This is a genomic window from Plantimonas leprariae (assembly GCF_008802405.1).
In the GTDB taxonomy this organism is placed as follows: Bacteria; Pseudomonadota; Alphaproteobacteria; order Rhizobiales; family Rhizobiaceae; genus Plantimonas; species Plantimonas leprariae.
The window spans coordinates 85,059-104,808 of the sequence record NZ_VZDO01000016.1; the positions used below are offsets into that span (position 1 = coordinate 85,059).

Consider the following 19,750-nt stretch of genomic DNA (forward strand, 5'->3'; position numbering starts at 1 on the left):
GATGCCCGGCGGCGGAAGGCGCCGTTTAGAAGGAAACAGAGGAAGCAAGCCGACGCTGCGAGCGAAGAACCATGTTTGACGAGCTTCCAGCGGATTGCACCTTCTCGTTCGGACCGTTCCGCCTGTTGCCCGGCAGGCAGCTGCTGCTCGAAGGCGATGAGGTGGTCAAGCTGGGCTCCCGCGCGCTCGCACTCCTGCAGGCGTTGGTCGAAAAGCCCGGGGAACTGGTCAGCAAGGACGACCTGATCGCGCGAATTTGGCCGAACACGTCCGTGGCTGAGAGCAACCTTAAGGTTCAGGTTGCGGCGCTCAGACGCGCGCTCGGCGAGGGAAAGGGAAGCGACCGCTACATCGCGACCGCCAATGGGCGCGGTTATCGCTTCGTCGGTCACGTCGGGCGTTCCGGCGCGGCCGCTGGACCGACCCGCACGGATGACGGCGGTGATAACTTAATTCCGAAGCGGTCCTACCCGATCGGGCGCGAGGACGTCATCGAGGCCATTCTGCGCGAGCTTCCCGTTCGCCGGCTCGTATCCATCGTCGGACCGGGAGGCATTGGCAAGACCACCGTCGCGCTCGCCGTCGCAAACGCTTCGGTCGGCGGGTATCGGAACGGGGTGTGGGTCGTGGAACTGGCCGCGTTGCGCGATCCGAACCTCGTAGCGGGCGCCATCGCCGCGGCGCTCGGGACCCGGACGATTGCGGAGGGCGGCGCGAAGGCTCTCGCTTCGGTTCTGCGGGACAGGGACATGTTGATCGTGCTCGATTGCTGCGAGCATGTCATCGATGCGGCCGCAGCGATCGCGGGGGACATCGTAAGGCTCGCGCCGGGCATCAACGTGATCGTCACGAGCCGCGAGCCCCTGCGCGCCGAGGGAGAGGCGGTGCAGCGGCTCGGCCCGCTTGATACGCCCCCAGCGGAGTCGCCGCTGACCGCCGCCGAGGCCATGAGGTATTCCGCTGTACAGCTCTTCGTCGAAAGTGCCGTCGCCGCCCATCACGGCTTCGAGTTGACCGACATTCACGCTCCCGTCGTCGCCGAGATCTGCCGCCGCCTCGACGGGATCGCGCTAGCGATCGAATTGGCTGCGAGGCGAACCGACGCGATCGCACTTCCGGAACTTCTGTCGTTGCTGTCGGATCGCTTCGAGCTGCTGACGCAGGGTCGACGGACGGATCTACCGCACCATCGGACCTTGGCGGCAGCGATCGACTGGAGCTACGACCTCCTCCCGGAGAACGAGCGCGTCGTCCTGCGCCGGCTCTCCGTCTTCGAAGGTGCATTTGCCCTTCGATCCGCCGTTGCGGTCGCCCACGGTGCGGGAGAGGCGCCGTCCGGCATCGCGGCCGTGATCGCCGATCTCGTTTCAAAGTCGCTCGTCTATGCCGAAAACGGCGCGCAAGGCGTCCAGTACCGCCTCTACGACTCGATGCGAGCCTATGCGCGCGAGAAGCTCGCGGCAAGCGGTGAGGTCGCAGATCTGGAGCGGCGGTACGCGGAACATCACCTGACGATGTTCCGCCGGGCAGAGGCCGAATGGGAAAGTCGACCGTCCGATGTGTGGCTATCCGAATACGGACGGTCCATCGACGATGTACGGTCCGCGCTGGCATGGGCCTTTACGACCGGGAACGATCCCGAACTCGGCGCAGCGCTCACGGCGGCGTCCGTTCCGCTTTGGTTGCGATTGTCTCTCGTCGACGAATGTCGTCGCCACGTGGAGCGGGCGCTCGACGCCTCCTGGGACCGGACGCATGATGACGGTCGCACGGAGATGAAACTGTCGGCAGCACTTGGAACCGCCTCGCTCCAGACAGGCGGCCCGACGTGCCGGGGGCAGGAGGCATGGGAGACGGCGGCAGAGATCGCGGAGCGCCTCGGAGATGCGAACGAGCTCATCAAGGCTCTTTGGGGATTGTGCGACTATCGCACGTGGCGCGGCGAGCATCGTGCGGCTTTGGGGTTCGCGCGACGCATCCGCGCCGTCGCGACGGCGATGGGCGATCGCGCCGCAATGGTCAATGTCGGGCGGCAGTTCGGTACCGCTCTCCGCTATCTGGGGGAGCTCGCCGAGGCCCGTCGGGAACTCGATGCCACGATCGCCTTATACAGTGTACCCACGCACGGCACGTACGCCGCCCGCTTCCAGCTGGATCCGCGGATCGCCGCACGGGGGACCCTGGCAAACTTGCTATGGTTGCAGGGTTGCCCGGATCGCGCCATCGCCCTCAGCCGCCAGGCGCTTTCTGACGCGAAGGCGGCGAACCATGCGCTCGCGCTCTGCAACGCCTTCGCCCACACGGCCATCCCGATCGCGCTCTACGTCGGCGATTGGCCGAAGGCCGAGACCTGGCTCGCAGAGTTCCTGGAACACACCGACAGGCATGCCATGCCGGTGTGGGATGCAGTCGGACGCAGTCTGAAGGGCATCCTGCTGATACAGCGATCGGACCCGGAGGGTATCGTCCTTCTCCGCTCGGCTCTCGACGACGTTGCAGCGTCAGGACTTCGCATGCGCTACCCTGCGTATCTCGGTGCCCTCGCGAGCGGTCTCTGCCACGCCGGACGAGATGCGGAAGCAGGCGCTGCGATCAACGAGGCGCTCGATTGGGCGGACAGGAACGAGGAGTTCTGGTGCAAGGGCGAACTACTCCGCATCAAGGGCGAGATCAGCGGCAGATGCGAAGCCGATGCCGCTACCGGCGACGCGGAGAATTTGTATCGTAGCGCGATCGAGTGGTCGCGGCGAACGGGGGCCTTATCGTTCGCATCGCGGGCCGTGGCGAGCTTGGAATGGCTCCTCCATAAACGTGAGCGAGACCAGGATGCCAATCGGCTCGCGGCCGCCGCTTCCGACATAGCGGCCGGAGACGGTATCGACGTTCAGGTTGAATTGACGCCTGACTGCGCAGCGCGAGTTCCAGCCGTACTGGCGTGACATCGGCTTATGGACGCGTTGCCTCTATGGCCCTTCGCGGGCAGCCCAGTTACGGATGAGCTTAGTCGCGCGAGGGTCAGCGAATGTCTGACCAGACTTCGATGCCGCAGGTTCAGCTCTGCCTTCGGCTACCGTCGGTAAAGGTGCATGCCGCCGCATTGGCAACGCGGGTATCACGGCCCGTAGGCAGGTCGCCGGCGCCCGGCCAGACATAGAGCGCAACCACTCCAACGTAGGATACGATGCTGATCCACGGCAGTACAAGTGCAATGAGGAGCGCGAACAGGTAGATCGATGGGCCTATCAGGAAACGGCGTCGTATCGCGCGATAGAGATCACGGTTCAATCGATCGTTGATAAGTCCCTTTCCATGGGCCCACCACAAGCTGAAATTGAAGAGTACGGCCATGCCGAAGGCGTTCGCCGCGTATATGACCGTCGCAAGCTTGAGGTTCAACGTGTCTGGAAGCTTCAGGCTCTCAGCTAACAGTCTCGCGCAAAAAGGTATCAATGCTATCGACATCAGCAGTACCAAGTTGAGCACGAGCAGGGTCTGATCGACCTTCTCGACGTAGCGCCACATGTTGTGGTGGGTGATCCAGATCTGGCCGACAACGAGGAAGGTCAACGCGAAGGCGAGGAAGGAAGGCCATTGGCCGAGCAACGCTGCGGGGAGTCCGACCCTCTCAACGCTATCCGCGTCGACTTCCAGCAGCCGAAGCGAGAGCACCGTCAGCATAATCGCGATCACCGCGTCGCTGAACGCTTCAAGTCGATCGGAACCACGTTGCCTCTCGTGCGCAACCGACCAGCGAGAGCGCTCGTCGAATCCGTCTGGCGGCGCTGACGCAGGCAGACAGGGCGCCGGCGCGGTGTTTGGACCTCCTGATACGATCCCTGTCACGCTGCCTCCTCGATCTTGCAGATGACATCAATGATGCCGGAGGATCATGGGTCAGTCATCTCGAAAGCATCTCCGCGCATCTTTACTAAGATATACTGGGACGAACGCATTTAAGCCGGTTAAAAAATATTAAATTTGGTTGCAACGAGGAGATCCACTCGCGTCTCCGGCCGCTGTGGCTTAATTCGAGACCGAAAGTTCCTAGAAGGTGCACGAGTGGCTGAAGCGAATTTGTTCCATGGGGAGTACTACGTCGCGTTGGATGACGTGGAACTGAGCTACACTGTATCCGGGTCCGGGCCGCCGTTGTTCGCTGTATCTGCCGGATGGGGGCCAGGATCCAGCTATCTCACGCGTGGACTGGCACCGCTCACGCTCGACTTCACGCTCGTCTCCATCGCTACGCGTGGCAGTGGGAAGTCGTCGCGTCCGCGTGACGAAACGGCAATGGGAAGTGCGGACATGGCTCGCGACGTCGAGGGGCTTCGCCAACATCTCGGCTTGCCTTTCATCGACCTCCTCGGCCACTCCAACGGCGGCGCCATCGCAATCAGTTTCGCGGAGCAGTTCCCGAAGTCGTGCCGACGGCTTGTGCTCGTCGACAGCCAGCTGCTCGGCTTCGACGGCTCGGACGCGACGCATGCGATCTTGGCGAAGCGCCATGACGACCCTCGCTATAGCGAAGCGGTCTCCAACTTCCGGAGTGCAACGACCGCCTTCGACGACGTGAGCTTCACCAACTGGCTTATTTCGTTCTTCCCGCTCTACTTCTACGATCCGGAAGCAAACGCGCAAAAGATGGCCGATACGCTTGATCTCCCAATCAGAGCTTGGTGCGCAGAGAAACAATGGGCGATAGATCGCCGCCCTTCGGCAGCGCAAGTCGATCAGCTTTCGCTGATCACCGCCAAAACGCTGATTGTAGTCGGTGAAGATGACTTCATTACACCTGTCCCCGTGTCCGAGCGGATTCGCGACTGCATTCGAAACTCTCGCTTGAAGGTCTTGTCCGCGTGCGGTCATGTACCCTGGATCGAACAGCCGACTCTGTTCTTCAAAGAGGTTTCCTCCTTCTTGAAGGTACCCTTGGAGGACGAGAAAGACCGGTAGTCGAGGCTCGGACGCTTTCGGCTTAATCAATCCCGCAGTAACACCGTGACTTTCCGTCGACCCTCTTACTGGCCCAATAGAGTTTTCGGGTCAGCTCAATCCTGCCGGAGATGATCTGGTGCACGGGCAGCCCTTGTCCCCTCATCGTATGGCAAACTAGGACGTGCGATCCCCCGGCAGAAACGCCGAATGATCTCGTCGAATGCAGTACATCGTGCGACTGTAAGACCGGCGCGTTCGACAACGCCCACCGCATCAGAGATCGAAGCGTCAATTTCAACCGCCTATCACGTTCGGACATACGGCGTCGCAATGCGGCCGCCACCTCCCGTTGCAGATTACAAGCCGTTTGTCGGCCTCGGTCCATAATGTTGCGGATCTATGTCTGATTCTCTGCTGACTTCGCCAAAAGGAAACGGCCCGCAAACCACCCATTGCGGAAGTAGAAATGTCGAATTCGAGCTGACGCTATGATGGGATCGTGCTGATCAACAGAATTACCAAAATCTAAACTACATTTGAAGTAAGGGTGGCATAGAGGCGGCCGTAAGAGGTGCACCTCGCGCATTTCGAAGCGAAAAACCTTCGGTTGCTCAGAATGTAGATCTTTCATCGCGCGCCATAGTTTTTACCCAATGGTTTCAGCGGTCCTGATGCAGATCTTTGCGTTACAGCACAGTTGGGTTGTTACACATCCCTACCGTTGGTTGTTTTGGCTAGCACGCGTCTGCATAGTGCGGCTTTGCGCTAGTTGCTTAGGCTGCCAGCCAAGAGACGCGTTGTCACCGCCCTAGCGCGGCAGCCGAGCAACTAAAGCCCAAGTGGTTCGAACGCTGGCGGTTCCGGTTCAGTCCGATGGAAACGCTGGATTTCCAGCACACAGCGACCAATTCGTGTGAAGCGGCGCCGGGGTTGCGGTGTTATTGTCCAGATAATCAGCGGTTTATAATGCTGATCGGCGTCGTAACTCGATGCCGATCAACACTTGTTCGTCGTCGGATTTGATGGAAGCGCGCAGCGACCCGTATTGCAGGCGCACGGCGGCGATAGCCAGGGCATCCGTTACCGGCGAGCCGAACGCGCTGAAATAGGCCTCCACCGCATGCGTCGGCGCGTCGATGGCGGGAAGCGCGGCAACGCGCATCGGCAGGGAATGGAGCGTCACCGGATCGAGGCGTCGGGGAAGGAGAGCGGCCCGTCGCCGAGAAGCTTTCTCTTCTCTTGAAACATTCTTATCTCCGAGTATCATCCGCAACCGCAAGTTCAATGGAGTGATGTGTCCAGTGATGTTTCGCGGCTTCTTGCGGAAGCCGCGTCAATGCCGATTGCTGCCTAGTGTTTCGAATGATTTCGATCGAGGAGGCCATGATGGTATCGACACCCCTATCCGAACTACTTAAGCGACCGATCGCCTGGAAGACCGCATCGATCGACATGACGGTCAGGCGGGTCCTCCGCAGCTTGCAGGCCAACATCGTGAAGGGCCACGGTCGCGACCATACCCGGAACCTGTTCTGGAACTTCGCCGATGCCGACGGAGACCACCTCCGCTCGGTCGTCCGTTCCCTCGGCCGACGCATGCCGTCCGCGCTGGATCAACTCGAGGCGACCGAGACGTTCAAGCTGACCGGGCAGTCGGGCGGACCGGTCATCTGCTTCATGCTGCGTCCAAGCGGCTACGAAGCGCTCGACGCCCCCGACGCCATTCCGCAGGATGAAGCGTTCCTGGCGGGCATGCAGGCTCGTGGACCGGGTGCGGCGGTCGCTCCGCCGATCAACGATCCGGAGGTGACGGAATGGGAGGAAGGATATCGCGACCGGATCGATGCCTTGCTGCTCGTCGCGGCGGACGAGGCAGCGGAGGCGGCCGACGTTGCGGATCACTGGAAAGGCCGGCTGAGCGCCGCCGGGGCGACCTTGCTGCATGAGGAGCCCGGCAAGGCGCAAAGGCGCAAGGTCGCCGAGAAGTTCGAAGGCGTCGAACAGTTCGGATACGTCGACGGGCGCAGCCAGCCGCTGTTCCTAGCAGAGGACGTCAAGCGGGAGCCGCGCTCGTTCTGGGATCCGGCGTTTCCGCCGTCGCAGTTCCTTGTCGACGATCCGGGCGACGACGAGGCGACGAGCCTTGGCAGCTTCTTCGTCTTCCGAAAGCTCGAGGAGAACGTGAAGGGCTTCAAGGACAAGGAAGACGAACTCTCGGCCGCGCTCGGCCTCGCAGGCGGTCCGTTCGAGGAACGCGCCGGGGCGCTGATCGTCGGGCGCTTCGAGGACGGATCGCCCGTGGTGCTGAACCCGCTCCCGACCGACATGCCGCCCGTCAACGATTTCGACTTCCGGCACGACGAAGCCGGAAGCCGCTGTCCGTTCATCGCGCATATCCGCAAGACCAATCCCCGCGGCGAGTCGCCCTTCCATCTCGCGACGGACATCGGCGTCGCGACGACCGCCCGCCAGGAACGCTCGCACATCATGGCGCGGCGCGGCATCACCTACGGCGAGCGGCAATACGACGAGGAGACGAACGACTTCACGGATCGTCCGACGACAGGCGTCGGCCTCCTGTTCATGGCCTACATGTCCAGCATCGAGAACCAGTTCGAGTTCACGCAGGCGACCTGGGCGAACAACGCGGACTTCGTCACGGGCGGCGTCGGCGTCGATCCGGTCATCGGTCAGGGACCGCCGGCCCCGATCACGGTGCCGGACGGTTGGAGCGGCGCGAGCGCGGCGGATTTCGATTTCGGGCGCTTCGTGACGATGAAGGGCGGCGAGTACTTCTTCGCTCCCTCGCGCGATTTCCTGAAGAACGTCTGAGCGCGAATCGGCGCGGGGTCCCGGCCCCGGCCGGGGTTGCGAACCGTTGATCTTCCTCAACGTCAAACCACGGGACCCCGGCGCCGATCCCTCCAGACTCCCTGCGCGATCGATGACGGACGATCGGCGTCATGCGGATCGCGTGGATCGCGTCCGACGGCGAAGGCACTTGCGACAACGAGAGCGAGGCTCTCGACAACCGGAAGTTTAGGTTCGAGCCGACTTCGGCCCGTCCTGCGTCATGATGATCGCTTCGTTCGAGCCGGGCGGCGTGAAGTACGCTGCAGCGAGTGTAACGACCGCCGTCACCAGGGTCGTTATTGCCGTCGTCACGGCGCCCGGCAACTGGTTGTTCGGATCGAGCAAATACAAGATGACCGTCGCGATAGCTGCTCCGACGGCCGATCCGCCGGTTGCAGCGATAGCCTTGTTGGTCGGCGCTTTCGATGGGGTTGCAACGTTGTTCGACAAGTTGGCCTCCGATGAAGGTTGTGGAGAGCATCATCTCGATAGACAGCTTTGGACTTGCAGATGAAAGGCGTGAAGGTTGAGATGCTGGGATGCCAAGGTCTTGGGCGTGCGAAGGACTGATCGCGTCAGTCGCTTGACAAATCAAGAATGCGAGTACGCAACTACTCGAGCTGGCAACGGCATTTGAACGGGATGGGCGATCATCGCTTGTTCTCGAGCGACTTTGCTCCCTGCATTCTCTGGCTGCGAAGCTTAGCCTAATTCAGTATTGTGTGTTTCGTCCAGTCCATGCGTTTGATCTGTTCATTATCCAGTGATACCGCGCGTTGCTCCGGATGGGGACGATGATCGAGCTCGTCGCTCAGCTGCGGTGGGACTTGGAACACGCCTGACGATCTCGATCTGCCGGCGCCGACCGACGTCGTGAGGTTTCGAAACGCGTTGCCGGAACGAAAGCTGGAAGCTTCGAGCGGAAGCTCCTCGTTCGGTTGCGGAGCGCCTTGCGCGTGCCGACATGGTTGGGCTGCCATGTGCGATCGCCGCGCGGTCGTCGGCCGGCCATCGGCAGCCGCGTTCGGGGGGGCCTTGTCCTGGCCGGAAGGTGCCGCTCCCCGGCACCCTATCCCGGCAGGTCGGAAAGGAGGCCGGCGGCGACAGTGAGGCGGGCGACCGAGGTTTCGCCCGAGCCCGCCAAGGCCAGCATCTGCGGGCGGATGCGCGCCACCGCCGATTCGCGCGCCGCCGCCCAGGCCTCCGCGGGCTTTCCCTCGCCGCCGAAGCGGCTGAGCGCGGCGGTGGTCAGGCGTCGGCGCGCGGTGCCGATCTGCGCTTCCGCCCGCTCCAGCGCCAGGATCTCATAGTAGTCGGTCGGCTTCAGCTTGCCGATCGCCGCCTCCAGCCGCCCGATCTCGAAGAGTTCGGTGATGGCGAAATAGGCTTCGATCGTCGTCTCCAGCGGCGCCGATGTTTCACGTGAAACATCCGCGATGTCCGGAACGAGGGCGAGAAGCGGCAGGAGCGCGATCTCGGACGCGAGCGGCGCCGGCACGCCCGCCGCTTCCAGGCGCCGCTTTTCGGTCTCGGCGCCAGACCGCGCCGCTTCGCTGACGGAAAGAGACAGGCGATCCCGGAGGTTCGCGACCACCCGGGCGACCTCCTCGATCCCTGCGGCGAAACGCTCCTTCGCTGCGCCGTTCGCGACGAACCAGCGCGTAGCGACCCTGAGGAAACTCCCGACCGCCTCGTAGAGCTCGTTCTGCGCCGCGCCGTCGATCCGGCCGTCGAGCGCGTCGATCTTGCCGTAGAGCGCCTCGACGCCGAAGCCGTCATAGGCCGTCACGAAGGCCCGGCCGATCTCGCTGTAGGACGCGCCGGTCGCGTCGCGGATCGCCGTCACGGCCGTGGCCCCCAGCCGGTTCACCATCGCGTTGGCGAGGCCCGTCGCGACGATCTCCGGCGCGAGGCGATGGGCGTCGATGTCGGCGGCGAAGCGCTCCCGCATCGCCGCCGGGAAATAGGCGTGGAGACGCCCGGCGAGATAGGGCTCCTGCGGCAGGTTGCCGGAGGCGAGCTGGTCGAAGAGCGCGATCTTCGCATAGGCGAGGACGACCGCGAGCTCGGGCCGCGTCAGTCCCTGGCCGCCGGCGCGAAGATCGGCGAGGGCGGCGTCCGAAGGCAGCACCTCCACCCCCCGGTCGAGAAGGCCGGCCTCCTCCAGCGCGCCCATGAAGCGGCTTTGCAGTGCGAGGGCGGAGGCGCCGCGCCGCTCCTCCAGCGACAACGCCAGCGTCTGCTCGTAGTTGTTGGCGAGCACCAGCCGCGCCACCTCGTCGGTCATCGAGCGGAGCAGCACGTCGCGGTCGGGGCGAGACAGGCGGCCGGTATCCATCGCGCCCTTCAGCGCGATCTTGATGTTGACCTCGACGTCGGACGTGTTGACGCCGGCGGAGTTGTCGATCGCGTCGGTGTTGAGACGGACCCCGCCGCGCGCCGCCTCGATGCGTCCGCGCTGGGTCAGTCCGAGATTGGCGCCTTCGCCGACGACCTTGGCGCGGAGCTGCGAGCCGGTGACGCGCACCGCGTCGTTGGCGCGGTCGCCGACATCGAGGTTGGTCTCGGCGGAGGCACGGACATAGGTGCCGATGCCGCCGAAGAACAGGAGGTCGACGGGAGCCCTGAGGATCGCGCTGATCACCTCCGCCGGGGTGCCGGAGCGCCGGTCCCAGCCGATGGCGCGGGCGGCTGCTTCCGACAGCTGGATCTGCTTCTCGCGCCGCGAGAACACGGCCCCGCCGGCGGAGAGGACGCTTCGGTCGAAGTCGGCCCAGGACGAGCGGGAGAGGGCGAACAGCCGCCGGCGCTCGGCGAAGGTCCGGGCGGCGTCCGGTTCCGGGTCGATGAAGATGTCGCGGTGGTCGAAGGCGGCGACGAGGCGCGTCTGTTCCGACAGCAGCATGCCGTTGCCGAAGACGTCGCCCGACATGTCGCCGCAGCCGACGGAGGTGAAGGGCTCGGCCTGGATGTCGCGGTTCATCTCGCGGAAGTGCCGCTTGACCGCCTCCCAGGCCCCTCTGGCGGTGATGCCCATCGCCTTGTGGTCGTAGCCGGCCGAGCCGCCGGAAGCGAAGGCGTCGTCGAGCCAGAAACCGTTCGAGACGGCGATGGCGTTGGCGGTGTCGGAGAACGTCGCCGTGCCCTTGTCGGCGGCGACCACGAAATACGGATCGTCCCCGTCGTGCCGGACGACCTCGCGCGGTGGCACGATGGCGGCGCCCCGGATGTCGTCGGTGACGGTGAGGAGCGAGGCGATGAATACCACATAGGCGGAGCGACCGGCGGCCGCGAAGGCGTCGCGGTCCGACCCGTCCGGCAGGCGTTTCGGCAGGAAGCCGCCCTTCGCGCCGACCGGCACGATCACGGCGTTCTTCACCTGCTGCGCCTTGACGAGGCCGAGGATCTCGGTGCGGTAGTCCTGGCTGCGGTCCGACCAGCGGATGCCGCCCCTGGCGACGCGCCCGAAGCGCAGGTGCACGCCCTCGACACGCGCGTCGAAGACGAAGATCTCGCGGAACGGCACCGGCGCGGGCAGGCCCTCGACGAGGCCCGAATCCAGCTTGAAGGCGAGCGCCGGCTCGACATGGCCGGGCGCGGAACCTTCCGCCGCCGACAGGCCGTCGACGGCGAAGAAGTTGGTCCGAAGCGTCGCCGCCACGAGGTTGAGGAACCGGCGCAGCACCCGGTCGTCGTCGAGCGAATCGACCTTGTCGAGGCTCGCGACGATCTCGCGGTAGACGCCGAGCGCGCCGCGCGCCGCGGCGATGCGGGCGAGGGGATCGTCCTCGCCGTCGGGATGGGCCGGAGCGGCTTGCGACCCCGCCTCGGCCGGATCGAAGCTCGCGGCGAAGAAGCGCCAGACGAGGCGGGCGATCCCGCCGTGCCGTACCAGCACGTCGGCGATGAAGTCCTGCGCGTAGGGGATGCCGGCCTGGCGGAGATAGCGCGCATAGGCGCGCAGGACGTTGGCTTGGGCGTGGGTCAGGCCGGCTTCGAGCACGAGGGCGTTCGTGCCGTCGTTCTCGATCCGTCCCTCGAAGGCGGCGGCGAAGGTCCGCTCCAGTGCCGTCCCGCCGTCGCCGAGGTCGATCGCGCCGCCGCGCCGCCGTTGCAGGTCCATGTCGTGGAGGTGGACGGTCGCCCCGTCCGCGCCGCCGAGCCGGAAGGTGCGCTCGGACACGACGGCGAAGCCCATGTTCTCGAGGATCGGCACGCGGGTGGAAAGCGGCACCGCGTCGCCGCGATGGTAGATCTTCAGATGCAGGCCCTTGTCCGGATCGCCGGCGCGGCGGTGGAAGTCGACGTCGAAGGGCCTCGCGTCCGAAAGGGTCGCGATGCGGGCGGCGTCCGCCACCGCTTCCGCCGGGTCGACGGCGTCGCGATAGCTGTCCGGCATGCGGGAGCCGAGCGCGAGGAGCGCCGGGTCGCCGCCCGCCGTCTGCAGCGCCCGGGCAAAGGCGTCCTCGAAGGAGCGGGCGAGCCCCGCCACCGCCGCTTCCAGTTCGGCCGGGTCGGGCTCGGGCGTCCGCCCGCCGCGCCGTCCGACGATGAAGTGGACGCGGGCGAGCGAGCCCTCCGGGAAGGCCGGATAGTAGGTCGACAGGTGCCCGTCGTAGCGCGTCGCCAGAAGCGCCCCGATCCGCTCGGCGAGGCGCGTGTCGTAGCGCTCGCGCGGCACGAAGACGAGCACCGAGACGAAGCGGTCGAACCGGTCGAGGCGCGGCAGGACGCGGACGCGCGGGCGCTCGCCGAGTTCGAGGATGGTGGCGGCGAACGCCTCCAGCCGGTCGGTGTCGATCTGGAACAGGTCGTCGCGCGGATAGGATTCGAGGACGTTGAGCAGCGCCTTGCCGCTGTGGGAGGTCTTCGCCAGGTCGAACCGGGCGATGACGGTCTCGACCTTCTGCCTGAGATACGGGATCGTCAGCACCGAGCGGGTATAGGCGGCCGAGGTGAAGAGGCCGACGATGCGCAATTCGCCCTGGAAGGCGCCGTCCGCGCCGTAGCGCTTGACGCCGACGTAGTCGAGATAGGCCCGGCGGTGCACGGCGGAGCGTGTGTTCGCCTTGGTGACGATCAGCGGGGCGGGCGCGAGGAGGAAGGCGCGGATCTCCGGGGTCGCCTGCACCGGGGCGCCGGGGCGGCCGAGGACGCGCACGCTCGGATCCTTCAGGATGCCGAGGCCCGGCTCGTCCTCCTTCGCCACGAGGACGTCGTCGCTTTCCTCGCCGAGATAGTCGAGCTCGCGGAGCCCCAGGAAGAGGAAGTTGTCGTCGAGCAGCCATTCGAGCAGGCGCGCGCCTTCGCTGATCTCGTCGGCGCTCCGGTCTTTCGCGGCCTCGGCTCGGGTGCGCAGCGTTTCGGCGGCCTTCGCGACCCGGCGCTTCATCGCGGCGAAATCGCCGACCGCCGCCGCGACCTGGGCGAGCACCCGGTCGATCGCCGCTTCCAGCGCCTCGGCCTCGCCCGGAGCGCGGTCCGGCTCGAAGGCGACCTGGATCAGGCTGCGGCGCACGCCAGCCTCGTCGAGGATCGGGTGCGAGACGTAGTGGACCGGCCGGCCGCGCGCCGCGAACTCGGCCGTCACCGAATCGAACAGGAACGGCATGTCGTCGTTGACGACGGTGAGGAGCGCCAGTCGGTCGGGGCCGAGCCGCAGGCCCTCCGGCTCCTCCAGGGCGACGACGTGGCCGCCGGGTTCGTGCCGGGCGAGCGCGGCGGCCGCGCGGCTCGCCGCCAGCGCCAGCGCGTCCGCGCCGAACGGCGCGAGGTCCTCGGCCGGCGGCCGGGCGAAGAGGCGGGGCGCCAGACGCCGCGCCGCGCCCGCATCCCCGCCGCCCGTCTCGGCCAGCGCCGCGTCGACGGCCGCGAGGATCGCCCGCTTGTTCGCCTGTTCCATCCTCGTCGCTCCCCCGCCGGCCCGATCGGAATGGCATCGGGTCCTGCGCAGGATATGGGCAGTCGCACACGGAATGAAGACGGGAGCCGGGGAGTTCGGCGAGGCCGGCTTGCCCCGGGGGCGCGATTGCGTCAGGGTCCGCGGCGCATGCGGCAATCGAACGATCAGTGGCGGAACCGCGAGGGCGACGAGGCGGCCCGGCTCGCCGAGTCGGCGGCGATCCTCCGGCGCGTCCGGCAGGAGACCGAGCCGCAGACGGGGGCGGGTTTCGGGCGTCTGGCGAGCGGGATCGGGCGGCACCTTTCGGGCGAGAGCGCCGACGCGGGCGATCCGATCGAGCTTTGGGGCACGCGGATCGGCCGGGGGCTCGGGCTCGTCGCCTTCGTCGGCCTCCTGGCGCTTCTCGCCTGGCAGCTCGGGTCGTGAGGGAGGCGCGGCGGCGATGAGCCAGGTCCCGGCGTCCGCCGACAAGGCGGCGGTGATCGCGATCTCCTCGCACGTGGTGCGCGGCACGGTCGGCAACCGCGCCGCGGTCTTCGCGCTGGAATCGCTCGGCCACCCGGTCTGGTCGGTGCCGACGGTGACGCTGCCCTGGCACCCCGGCCACGGGCCCTCCACCCGCGTCGTGCCGGGGGCGGCGGACTTCGCTTCGATGCTGGCCGACCTCGAGCGCGCGCCCTGGCTCGGCGAGGTCGGCGCGGTGCTGACCGGCTATTTCGGCAGCCCGGACCAGATCGAGCCGGCGGCGCGGCTGGTGGAGGCGGTGAAGCGGCGGAACCCCGACGCGTTGTTCGTGCTCGACCCCGTCACCGGCGACGGCGGGCGGCTCTACCTGCCGCCGGAAACGCTCGCTGGCATCCGCGACCGCCTCCTGCCGCTGGCGGACGTGGCAACGCCGAACCGGTTCGAGCTGGAATTCCTCACCGGGCTCGAATTCTCGACCAACGCGCATCTCATCGAGGCGGCGCAGGCGCTGGGGCCGGCGACGGTGGTCGTCACCTCGGCGTTTCCGCTGCTGAAGGGCGGCATCGGCAACCTCCTGGTCGACGGCCGCCATGCGCTCCTCGCCGAGCACCGCGAGATCGCGAGCGCGCCGCACGGGCTCGGCGACCTGACGAGCGCCGTGCTGCTCGCGCGGATGCTGGCGGGCCTCCCGCCCGACAAGGCGCTGCAGACCACCACCGCCGCCGTCTACGAGATCCTCGCCCGCACCACCAAGCGCGGCGCGGACGAACTGACGTTGGAAACCGACGCGGAAAGCCTGAAGTCGCCGATGGCGATGGTGCAGATGCGCAGCCTCGGCCTGCCGACGGGCGACCGCCGGGCTTGAGCGAGGCTCTGCCGGCGCTGGCCGGCGTCGACGGCTGCCGCGCCGGCTGGGTCGCGGCGGTCCGGCTGCCGGGCCGCGCTCCCTCCTTTCATGTCGCCGCGCGCTTCGCCGACCTCGTCGACCGCCTGCCGGACGGTGCGGTCGTCGCGGTGGACATGCCGATCGGCCTGCCGGAGCGGATCGAGGGGACGGGCCGGGTGCCGGAACAGGCGGCGCGCCGGATGCTCGGCAAACGCCGCGCCAGCATCTTCCCGATTCCGGCGAGAGCCGCGGTGAAGCGGGGCGCGGGACCGTTCGCGGATGCCGACGAACGGCGTGCCGCGTTTCGCGAGGCATCCCGGCTGGCGCGAGACGGTTCCGATCCGCCGAAGGGCTTCTCGATCCAGGCTTTCGGCATCTTCCCGAAGATCGTGGAGATCGACCGGCTGCTGCGCCGTCAGGCCGGCCTCGCGTCGCGGGTGTTCGAAAGCCATCCGGAACTCGCCTTCGCTCTCCTGAACGGCGGCGCGGAGATGGGGTCGGCGAAGAAGACGGCGGCCGGCGCTGCCGAGCGGCGGGCGGTGCTCCGTCGGCGGGGCCTCGCCGCAAGCTTTCTCGACCGGCCGCTCGGGCCCGGCGTCGGGCGCGACGACTGGCTCGACGCCTCTGCGCTGCTTCTCGTCGCGGAGCGGTTCGCGCGGGGAACGGCGCGCTCGTTCCCCGACCCGCCGGGACGCGATGCTCACGGCCTGCCGGTCTGCATCCGGGCGTGACCGCGCCCCGGCGCTTGACGCCGCCCCGCCCGGCGGACAGTTTGCGCCGCGATGCTGCATCGCAGCGCGACGGATAACCCCATGCCCCTCCTGCCCGAGCACCTTCTCGCCGGCCACGACACCTTCATGGCGGGGCGCTACGCGCAGGAGCAGAGCCGCTACCGCTCGCTCGCCCACGAGGGCCAGGCGCCGGAAACCCTGATGATCGCCTGCTGCGATTCGCGCGCGGCGCCCGAAACCATCTTCGACGCCGCGCCGGGCGAGCTCTTCGTGATCCGCAACGTCGCGAACCTCGTGCCGCCTTACCAGCCGGACAGCGATTTCCACGGCACCTCGGCGGCGATCGAGTTCGCGGTGGTCGGTCTCGGGGTGAGGAACATCGTCATCCTCGGCCACGGTCGTTGCGGCGGCATCAAGGCGGCGCTCGCCAAGGACGACGAGCCCTTGTCGGAAGCGGATTTCATCGGCCGCTGGATGAGCCTCGTCGACGAGCCGGCGCACGGCGTGAAGACGATGGAGCACATGACGGCGGGCGAGCGGCAGACGGCGCTGGAGCGCATCTCGATCCGCTATTCCGTCGCGAACCTCAGAACCTTCCCCTATGTCGCGGAGCGCGAGGGAAGGGGTGAATTGTCGATCTACGGCGCCTGGTTCGACATCTCGACCGGCGAACTCTGGGCGATGGACGGCGAGACCGGCGACTTCCGCCGCCCGGCCGTGGACCGGCCGCCTTCGGCCGGCGGCTGACCGGAGACGGTCTCCCGGCCACGAGGATTTTGCCGCCCCGTGCGGCGCGCGGCTGGAGATGCGCAAGGTTTATGCTAAGTTTTCCCGCGAACGTGTCTCCGCCGCCGCCGGCGGGGCGCGAAGCGGCAAGACGGGACGCGAGCGGCAGCCTTGGCCATCGGGACAGGGGCCGACCAGGGGAACGGGGACCATGAAGCACATTCCGACGACCGGTGCGGCGCTCGTGGCGCTCGCGGCGCTCGCCGCCTGCCAGAGCGCGCAGCCGGCCGCCGACTACGGCCGCCCGGCGCCGATCGCCGCCGCACCTTCCGGCGTCGTCCAGTCGAGCCAGTTGCCGCCCCCGCCGCCCCCGCCGCCGCCCGTGGAGCAGGCGGCCGTGCCGCCCGCCCCGGCGGTCGACACCGCTGCGGCCGCCGGCGGGACGCCGCAGACTTCGGCGCCGACCCAGACCGCTTCCGCCGAGCCGCTGAAACGCGAAGGTCTCGTCGGCGCCTGGAAGGTGTCCACCGGCGGCGGCTCGTGCCAGATCTTCATGGCGCTGACGAAGTGGACCGGCGGCTACCGCGCCGCCTCGCGCGGCTGCCCCGGCCAGGTCGCCGACGTATCCGCCTGGGACGTGTCCGGCGGGCAGGTCGTCCTGAAGGATTCCGGCGGCACCACCGTCGCGAACCTCTCCTCCTCCGGCGGCACGCGCTACGACGGCTCGACATCGGGCGGCCAGCAGATCAGCCTCTACCGCTGACGGCGGCCGCTGCCGGGCGACGCCCTTCGGAGCCGAGCGCCCGATGACCCCGCACGATTCGAAGGCGGCGCCCCGGCCGGGGCCGGTGCGCGCCAGCCTGGAGCGGCTGATCGCGTCGCGCGAGATCGAGGCCGACGGCGCGCAGCGCCGCCTCGCCGATCGGCTGGACCGCCTCGACCGCGAACTCTCGGCCGCCGCGCTCAGTGCCAAGGGTTCGGCGCTCGGCTGGCTGTTCGGCCGCGCCAAGCCGGCGGAGCCGCCGCGCGGCGTCTATGTCCACGGCGAGGTCGGCCGCGGCAAGACCATGCTGATGGACATCTTCTTCCGCCATGCCGCGACGGGCGCGAAACGGCGCGTCCATTTCCACGCCTTCATGGCCGAGGTGCACGAGCGGATCGGCGAGTACCGCAAGGCGGTGCGGGCGGGAACGGCGACGGAGGGCAGCGACCCGATCCCGCCGGTCGGACAGGCGATCGCGGCGAAGGCGCGGTTGCTCTGCTTCGACGAGTTCGCGGTCACCGACGTCGCCGACGCGATGATCCTCCGGCGGCTGTTCGAGACGCTGTTCGCGCAAGGCGTCGCGCTGGTCGCGACCTCCAACGTCGCGCCGGACGATCTCTACCGCGACGGGCTGAAGCGGGCGGACTTCCTGCCGTTCATCGAGATCCTGAAACGCCACGCCGACGTCGTCCGGCTCGACGGGGCCGAGGACTACCGGCTGGCCGCGATCGGGGAGGAGCACCTCTACGTGACGCCGCTCGGGGTGGATGCCGAGCGGATCATGGACGAGACCTTCCGCACGCTGCTCGCCGGCGAGAAGCCGCGCCCGGCCTCGCTGTCGGTAAAGGGGCGCACCGTGCCGGTGCCGCTCGCCGGCAACGGCGTCGCGCGGTTCCGCTTCGACGACCTGATGCGCCGGCCGCTCGGGGCGCAGGATTTCCTCGCGATCGCCCACCGCTTCCATACCGTGGTGCTCGACGGCGTGATGCGCATGGGCGAAGCCGAGCGCAACGAGGCGAAGCGCTTCATCACCTTGATCGACGCGCTCTACGACATGCGCCGGCGGATCGTGATCTCGGCGGAAGTGCCGGCCGAGGAGCTCTACCGCGCTCGCCGGGGAGCGGAAGCCTTCGAGTTCGCCCGCACCGTTTCGCGCCTCGTCGAGATGCGTTCGGCGGATTACGCGGCTGCGGGATCGGCGGAAACCGCAGGGCCGTGAGATTTTCGACTTCTGGGAACACCGCTCGGTTCCTTCGGCGATTACAACGCGTTCCAATTGACGTTTACGTAAAATGAACTTCTGCTAACCGTTTGAAATCGATAGGCATGGTGCGGTGCGGTTGCAAGTTTTGCCGCGCCGTCCTATGACCCGCGCGACGGTGTGGTTGCAACCGAATGCGGTTGAGGCTGCATCCGAAGCTTTTCGGCAGGGCGCTTCGGCCGGATCTTTTCCGGGGAGGCGATGGTCAGGCGTGGCGGCCGTCCGGCGGCGCGCAGCTTCAAGCGAAGAAGGGCATCATGGCGCGCAGGAAGATCGCACTCATCGGTTCCGGCATGATTGGCGGGACGCTCGCCCATCTCGTCGCGCTGAAGGAACTCGGCGACGTCGTCCTCTTCGACATCGCGGAAGGCACGCCGCAGGGCAAGTCGCTCGACATCGCGCAGTCCGGCCCGGTGGAAGGTTTCGACGCGAAGCTCTCCGGCGCGAACGACTATGCGGCGATCGAAGGCGCGGACGTCTGCATCGTCACCGCCGGCGTGCCGCGCAAACCCGGCATGAGCCGCGACGACCTCCTCGGCATCAACCTCAAGGTGATGGAGCAGGTGGGCGCCGGTATCGCGAAATACGCGCCGGACTCCTTCGTGATCTGCATCACCAACCCGCTCGACGCGATGGTCTGGGCGCTGCAGAAGTTTTCCGGCCTGCCGAAGGCCAAGGTCGTCGGCATGGCGGGCGTTCTCGACTCGGCCCGGTTCCGGCACTTCATCGCCGACGAGTTCGCGGTCTCGGTCGAGGACGTCACGGCCTTCGTGCTCGGCGGCCACGGCGACACGATGGTGCCGCTGACGCGCTATTCGACGGTGGCCGGCGTGCCGCTGACCGACCTCGTGAAGATGGGCTGGGTGACGAAGGAGCGGCTCGAAGCCATCGTCCAGCGCACCCGCGACGGCGGCGCGGAGATCGTCGGCCTTCTGAAGACGGGCTCGGCCTACTACGCGCCGGCCGCTTCCGCGATCGCGATGGCGGAAAGCTACCTGAAGGACAAGAAGCGCGTCCTGCCCTGCGCCGCCAACCTCAAGGGCGAGTACGGCAAGAAGGACCTTTATGTCGGCGTGCCCTGCGTGATCGGCGCGGAGGGCGTCGAGCGCGTCATCGAGATCGAGCTGAACGGCGAGGAGCAGGCGCAGTTCGACAAGTCGGTCGCCTCGGTCGAGGGTCTGATGGAAGCCTGCCGCGGCATCGCGCCGGGTCTGAAGTAAGCCGGCAA

Annotated in this window: 14 protein-coding genes; 10 read left to right on the forward strand and 4 right to left on the reverse strand. The window is 67.2% G+C overall.

Going from position 1 to position 19,750, the window contains the following annotated elements; translation table 11 throughout:
* Positions 1–71 precede the first annotated feature (71 nt).
* Complete coding sequence (locus tag F6X38_RS18055) at positions 72–2,939, forward strand: ATP-binding protein (protein ID WP_150972102.1); 2,868 nt, start codon at positions 72–74, stop codon at positions 2,937–2,939.
* A 112-nt stretch (positions 2,940–3,051) separates the two neighbouring features.
* Here the strand turns inward: F6X38_RS18055 and F6X38_RS18060 are convergent, their stop codons facing one another.
* Positions 3,052–3,843 carry a TMEM175 family protein gene (locus tag F6X38_RS18060; RefSeq protein ID WP_150972103.1) on the reverse strand — a complete coding sequence of 264 codons (792 nt, stop codon included), beginning with the start codon at positions 3,841–3,843 and terminating at the stop codon, positions 3,052–3,054.
* A 216-nt stretch (positions 3,844–4,059) separates the two neighbouring features.
* Here F6X38_RS18060 and F6X38_RS18065 point away from each other — a divergent pair, with 216 nt between their 5' ends.
* Complete coding sequence (locus F6X38_RS18065) at positions 4,060–4,953, forward strand: alpha/beta fold hydrolase (protein WP_161992821.1); 894 nt, start codon at positions 4,060–4,062, stop codon at positions 4,951–4,953.
* Between the two features lie 943 nt (positions 4,954–5,896).
* Here F6X38_RS18065 and F6X38_RS24325 read toward each other — a convergent pair.
* Entirely contained in the window at positions 5,897–6,118 is a 222-nt protein-coding gene (locus F6X38_RS24325) for an iron-containing alcohol dehydrogenase (RefSeq protein WP_281353082.1), read from the reverse strand.
* 269 nt (positions 6,119–6,387) lie between these two features.
* On the opposite strand from F6X38_RS24325, the gene F6X38_RS18075 reads away from it, so the two are divergent.
* Entirely contained in the window at positions 6,388–7,767 is a 1,380-nt protein-coding gene (locus tag F6X38_RS18075) for a Dyp-type peroxidase (RefSeq protein WP_246191421.1), read from the forward strand.
* Between the two features lie 207 nt (positions 7,768–7,974).
* Here F6X38_RS18075 and F6X38_RS18080 read toward each other — a convergent pair whose 3' ends face one another.
* Together F6X38_RS18080 and F6X38_RS18085 are read right to left on the reverse strand one after the other, a co-directional pair.
* A complete protein-coding gene (locus F6X38_RS18080) occupies positions 7,975–8,238 on the reverse strand; it encodes a hypothetical protein (protein ID WP_150972108.1) in 264 nt (87 codons plus the stop codon).
* A 619-nt stretch (positions 8,239–8,857) separates the two neighbouring features.
* The gene (locus tag F6X38_RS18085) at positions 8,858–13,690 is read right to left on the reverse strand and encodes an NAD-glutamate dehydrogenase (protein WP_150972110.1); all 4,833 of its coding nucleotides are present in this window, start codon (positions 13,688–13,690) and stop codon (positions 8,858–8,860) included.
* A 147-nt stretch (positions 13,691–13,837) separates the two neighbouring features.
* Here F6X38_RS18085 and F6X38_RS18090 point away from each other — a divergent pair, with 147 nt between their 5' ends.
* The 7 genes from F6X38_RS18090 (at position 13,838) to mdh (ending at position 19,742) form a co-directional block, all read left to right on the forward strand.
* Entirely contained in the window at positions 13,838–14,116 is a 279-nt protein-coding gene (locus F6X38_RS18090; RefSeq protein ID WP_150972112.1) for a hypothetical protein, read from the forward strand.
* A 16-nt stretch (positions 14,117–14,132) separates the two neighbouring features.
* Positions 14,133–15,020: a pyridoxal kinase PdxY gene (gene pdxY / locus F6X38_RS18095; RefSeq protein WP_150972114.1), complete on the forward strand. Its 888-nt coding sequence runs from the start codon at positions 14,133–14,135 to the stop codon at positions 15,018–15,020.
* Complete coding sequence (locus F6X38_RS18100; protein WP_150972116.1) at positions 15,017–15,772, forward strand: DUF429 domain-containing protein; 756 nt, start codon at positions 15,017–15,019, stop codon at positions 15,770–15,772. Before pdxY ends, F6X38_RS18100 begins: the two co-directional genes overlap by 4 nt.
* An 81-nt stretch (positions 15,773–15,853) precedes the next feature.
* Positions 15,854–16,519, forward strand: a complete 666-nt coding sequence (locus F6X38_RS18105) for a carbonic anhydrase (RefSeq protein ID WP_150972118.1) — start codon at positions 15,854–15,856, stop codon at positions 16,517–16,519.
* Positions 16,520–16,709: 190 nt separating this feature from the next.
* A complete protein-coding gene (locus F6X38_RS18110; protein WP_150972120.1) occupies positions 16,710–17,261 on the forward strand; it encodes a protease inhibitor Inh/omp19 family protein in 552 nt (183 codons plus the stop codon).
* A gap of 43 nt (positions 17,262–17,304) precedes the next feature.
* Positions 17,305–18,480 (forward strand): cell division protein ZapE, encoded by a 1,176-nt coding sequence (gene zapE / locus F6X38_RS18115; RefSeq protein WP_150972122.1) that lies wholly within the window; start codon positions 17,305–17,307, stop codon positions 18,478–18,480.
* Positions 18,481–18,779: 299 nt separating this feature from the next.
* Entirely contained in the window at positions 18,780–19,742 is a 963-nt protein-coding gene (gene mdh / locus F6X38_RS18120) for a malate dehydrogenase (protein WP_150972124.1), read from the forward strand.
* Positions 19,743–19,750 lie beyond the last annotated feature (8 nt).